Genomic DNA, 4,101 nt, shown 5'->3' with positions numbered 1-4,101 from the left:
CCCGCGGGGAGATCCCGGCCGCCAACATGGCGGCCGGGCTGCTCCTGCTGCACCACCTCCGGCTCGGCCGGCCGTAGGTCCGGCCGACGGGCCGGTCAGGGTTCCGTCCGACGGGCGGTCGTGGGTCCGGCCGTACGGATCAGCCGTACGGGTAGAAGCCCGCGCCCGTCTTGCGGCCCAGGCGGCCGGCGTCGACCATGCGCTGGAGCAGCGGGGGAGCGGCGTACAGCGGCTCCTTGTACTCGGCGTACATCGAGTCGGCGATCGACGCGATGGTGTCCAGGCCGATCAGGTCGGACAGCTTGAGCGGGCCCATCGGGTGGGCGCAGCCCAGCTCCATGCCGTTGTCGATGTCCTCGCGGCTGGCGATGCCCGACTCGAACATCCGGATCGCGGACAGCAGGTACGGGACGAGGAGCGCGTTGACGACGAACCCGGAGCGGTCCTGGGCGCGGACCGCGTGCTTGCCAAGCACGTCCCGCACCAGGGCCTCGGCGCGCTTCACCGTGTCCTCGCCCGTGGTCAGCGCCGGGATCAGCTCGACGAGCTTCTGCACCGGGGCCGGGTTGAAGAAGTGGATGCCGATGACCTGGTCCGGCCGCGAGGTCGCGACGGCCAGCTTGACCAGCGGGATCGAGGAGGTGTTGGAGGCCAGGATCGCGTCCGGGCGGGTGATCACCTGGTCGAGGACCTGGAAGATCTCCGTCTTGACCTGCTCGTTCTCGACGACCGCCTCGATGACGAGGTCACGGTCGGCGAACTCGCCGAGGTCGGTGGTGAAGCTGAGGCGGGCCAGGGTGGCGTCCCGCTCCTCTTCGCTGATCTTGCCGCGTTCGGCGGCCTTGGTCAGCGAGTTGTGCAGCCGGGTACGGCCGATCTCCAGGGCTTCGCCGGTGGTCTCGGCGACCTTGACCTCAAGGCCACTGCGGGCGCACACCTCGGCGATACCCGCGCCCATCTGGCCACAGCCCACTACGCCGACCCGTGTGATGTCGGAAGGGAGGTCAGTCACTTCGTGCCTTTCGCAGCTCATCCGTCGGCGGGTCCCCCGTACGATTCCGGCGCCCGCCACGCCCCCCGACGTTACTCCCGACCCTGCGCCGGGCGGCGGGCCGGGGCGGGCATGCTGGACGGACATCACGTAATGTCACTCAGCGAAACGGAGCTGTCACATGACGTACATCGGTCGACGGGTGCTGCTGGCCGGAGCCGTGGGGGTGGTCGCCGCCGCCGCCGGGGCCGGGTCGGCCGCCGCGGCGCCGCGGACGTCCGCGAGGATCCCCGGGCGGCGGGCCGGCGCCGCCGACTTCCGCGGAATGTGGATCGCCTCGGTGTCCAATGTGGACTGGCCCTCCGAGAGCGGACTCTCCGCGGCGCGCCAGCGCGCGGAGCTGCTCGCCCTCCTGGACACCGCGGTCGAGCGGCGTCTCGGTGCGGTGGTCCTCCAGGTCCGGCCGGCGGCGGACGCGCTCTGGCCCTCGAAGCTGGAGCCCTGGTCGCAGTGGCTGACCGGGGAGCAGGGAGTCCATCCCGGCTGGGACCCGCTGGGCACGGCCGTCAAGGAGGCGCACGCCCGCGGGCTGGAGCTGCACGCCTGGTTCAACCCGTTCCGCGTGGCCAACCACGCCGACCCGGACCGGCTGGCGTCCTCGCACCCGGCGCGGCGCAACCCCGGCTGGACGGTGGAGTACGGCGGCAAGCTCTACTACAACCCCGGCCTGCCCGAGGTGCGGCGCTTCGTCCAGGACGCGATGTTCGACGCCGTCTCCCGCTACCCGCTGGACGCCGTGCACTGGGACGACTACTTCTACCCCTACCCGGTGCCCGGGGAGTACTTCGACGACGACGATGCCTTCGAGGAGTACGGGGCGGGCTTCGCCTCGCGCGCCGCCTGGCGCCGCGACAACATCGACACCCTGGTCCGTGAGATGTCCGCACGGGTACGGGCGCTCCGGCCGGCGCCGCGGTTCGGCATCAGCCCGTTCGCCGTCTGGCGCAACTCCGACCGGGACCCGGCCGGCTCACCGACGCGCGCGGGCCTGGGGACGTACGACGACCTGTACGCGGACACCCGCAAGTGGGTCAGGGAGGGGTGGATCGACTACATCGTGCCGCAGGCGTACTGGCACATCGGGCATCCGACCGCCGACTACGCCGACGTCGTGCCCTGGTGGGCGCGGACCGTCGCCGGTACGGACGTGGACCTGTACGTGGGGGAGGCCCTGTACCGCTGCGACGCGGACAGCCCCACCGAGGCCTGGCGCGATCCGGGGGAGCTGTCGAAGCACCTCACGTTCGCCCGCGCGTACCCGGAGGTCCGCGGCCCCGTCTACTTCTCGGCGAAGCAGGTGGCCGCGGATCCCAACGGGGCGATGGCCCGAGTGGTCGCCGACCACTACCGATCGGCGGCGTCCCGGCGCTGATTCAGTGAGGGGGCTCTGCGGGGTGGCGGACCGTGCAGTCGGGTCCGGGAGCCATCAGTGCCTCGTGTCCGTCCTGGAAGCGGACCCGGTACGGGGGGGTTCCGTTCTCGCCCAGGACCTGGGTGATCTCGCCCACCTTGTCGTGCTGTCCGACGATTCTGCCGTGCTGCACCAGCTGGTCGCCCTCAGTCGCGCGCATAACTGACCTCCTCGGTGGCGGTCCGATCCGGTGCTTGCAGTTTAGGTCGTCATGGGGCTGTTTGACCCGTTGGGTCACCGCGATGCAGACGAGTACGCCGCAGGCGGCGGCCGGTGCGGCGGGGGAGAGGCGCTCGCCCAGCAGGGCCACCGACCAGACGAGGGTCAGCAGCGGTTGGGCGAGCTGGAGCTGGCTGGCCCGCGGCGCCCCGATCTCGGCCATGCCCCGGTACCAGACGTACAGGCCGAGGAAGGTGGAGCCGGCCGCCGCCCAGATCAGCCCGGCGAGCCCGTGGCCGGTGAGGTGCACCGGCTCGAACGCGAGCCCTGCCAGCGAACCGGCCAGGCTGAGCGGCAGGCACAGGACCAGCGCCCAGCCGATCACCTGCCAGCCGGGCAGCGTCCGGGCGAGGCGGCCGCCCTCGGTGTACCCGGCGGCGCACACCAGCAGGGCGCCGAACAGGTAGGCGTCGCCCGCCGAGAGGGCGCCGCCTACCTGCGCGAGCGTGCCGTCACATACGACGAATGCGATCACGACCGCGGCCCCGGCGAGCGCCGCGGCCCAGAAGGCGCGCGAGGGACGGGCCCCGGTGCGCAGCGCGGACAGCGCGGCGGTGGTCAGCGGCAGGAGGCCGACCACCACGGCGGCGTGCGAGGTGGTGGAGGTCGTCAGCGCGAGGGTGGTGAGCATCGGGAAGCCGACGACCACGCCGGCGGCGACGACGGCGAGCCCCGGCCAGTGCTCACGGGCGGGCAGGGGGACCCGCCTGGCCAGCAGGAAGACCCCGGCGATGGCGGCGGCGAGGACACTGCGCAGCGCGACCAGCGACCACGGGCCGAAGCTCTCCAGTCCCCAGGCGGTGGCGGGGAAGGTCAGCGAGAAGGCGACGACACCGAGCAGGGCGAGGACGGTACCCCGGCGTACCGGGTTGTTGACCGCTATCGTGGTCGCGAGAGTAGCGCTATTCTGGGCTGTCATGTACGAGCGTAACAGTGTGGCGAGCCTGGCAGAATCCCTGCGATCCGAAATCAACCGCTACTCGGTTGGTGGAAAGCTCCCGTCGAGCCGGGCCCTGGTCGAGCGCTACCGGGTCAGCCCGGTCACCGTCTCGCGGGCCCTCGCGCAGCTCGCCGCCGAGGGCCTCGTCGTCACCCGGCCCGGAGCGGGGGTCTTCCGCGCCGCACCGCGTACGGCGGCCCCCGCACCCGGGGACACCTCCTGGCAGGAGGTCGCGCTCAGCGCCGAGGGGGCCGGGGAGATCGTCCCGCGCTCCGTCGACGCCACCGGGGTGCTCGGTTCGCTGGCCGCGCCGCCCCCCGGGGTGATCGAGCTCAACGGCGGCTACCTGCACCACTCCCTCCAGCCCGAGCGGGCCATGGCGGCCGCGCTGGCCCGGGCCGGACGGCGGCCCGGAGCCTGGGGGCGGCCGCCCCTGGAGGGGCTGCCCGAGCTGCGCGACTGGTTCGCCCGGGAGATCGG

The 4,101-nt window shown here is 72.6% G+C and carries 4 protein-coding genes and 1 pseudogene; 2 read left to right on the top strand and 3 right to left on the bottom strand.

Going from position 1 to position 4,101, the window contains the following annotated elements; genetic code table 11:
- Positions 1-139: 139 nt before the first annotated feature.
- Complete coding sequence (locus ACWGIU_RS31705; protein WP_453711562.1) at positions 140-1,033, bottom strand: 3-hydroxybutyryl-CoA dehydrogenase; 894 nt, start codon at positions 1,031-1,033, stop codon at positions 140-142.
- Between the two features lie 139 nt (positions 1,034-1,172).
- Between ACWGIU_RS31705 and ACWGIU_RS31700 the strand changes: the two genes are divergently transcribed.
- A complete protein-coding gene (locus ACWGIU_RS31700) occupies positions 1,173-2,423 on the top strand; it encodes a glycoside hydrolase family 10 protein (RefSeq protein WP_453711561.1) in 1,251 nt (416 codons plus the stop codon).
- A 1-nt stretch (position 2,424) separates the two neighbouring features.
- Here ACWGIU_RS31700 and ACWGIU_RS31695 read toward each other — a convergent pair whose 3' ends face one another.
- Together ACWGIU_RS31695 and ACWGIU_RS31690 are read right to left on the bottom strand one after the other, a co-directional pair.
- Complete coding sequence (locus tag ACWGIU_RS31695; RefSeq protein WP_030387130.1) at positions 2,425-2,622, bottom strand: DUF1918 domain-containing protein; 198 nt, start codon at positions 2,620-2,622, stop codon at positions 2,425-2,427.
- A gap of 66 nt (positions 2,623-2,688) precedes the next feature.
- Positions 2,689-3,600: pseudogene (locus tag ACWGIU_RS31690) on the bottom strand (DMT family transporter); the annotation flags it as partial.
- On the opposite strand from ACWGIU_RS31690, the gene ACWGIU_RS31685 reads away from it, so the two are divergent.
- A partial coding sequence (locus ACWGIU_RS31685; RefSeq protein WP_453711560.1) for a GntR family transcriptional regulator occupies positions 3,599-4,101 on the top strand: 503 nt, incomplete at its 3' end. The pseudogene ACWGIU_RS31690 and the gene ACWGIU_RS31685 overlap by 2 nt on opposite strands.

The sequence above is a fragment of the Streptomyces sp. NPDC054840 genome (assembly GCF_053611065.1).
The sequence above is the reverse complement of the archived record's forward strand: the minus strand, read 5'-3'. Positions and strand labels throughout refer to the sequence as shown.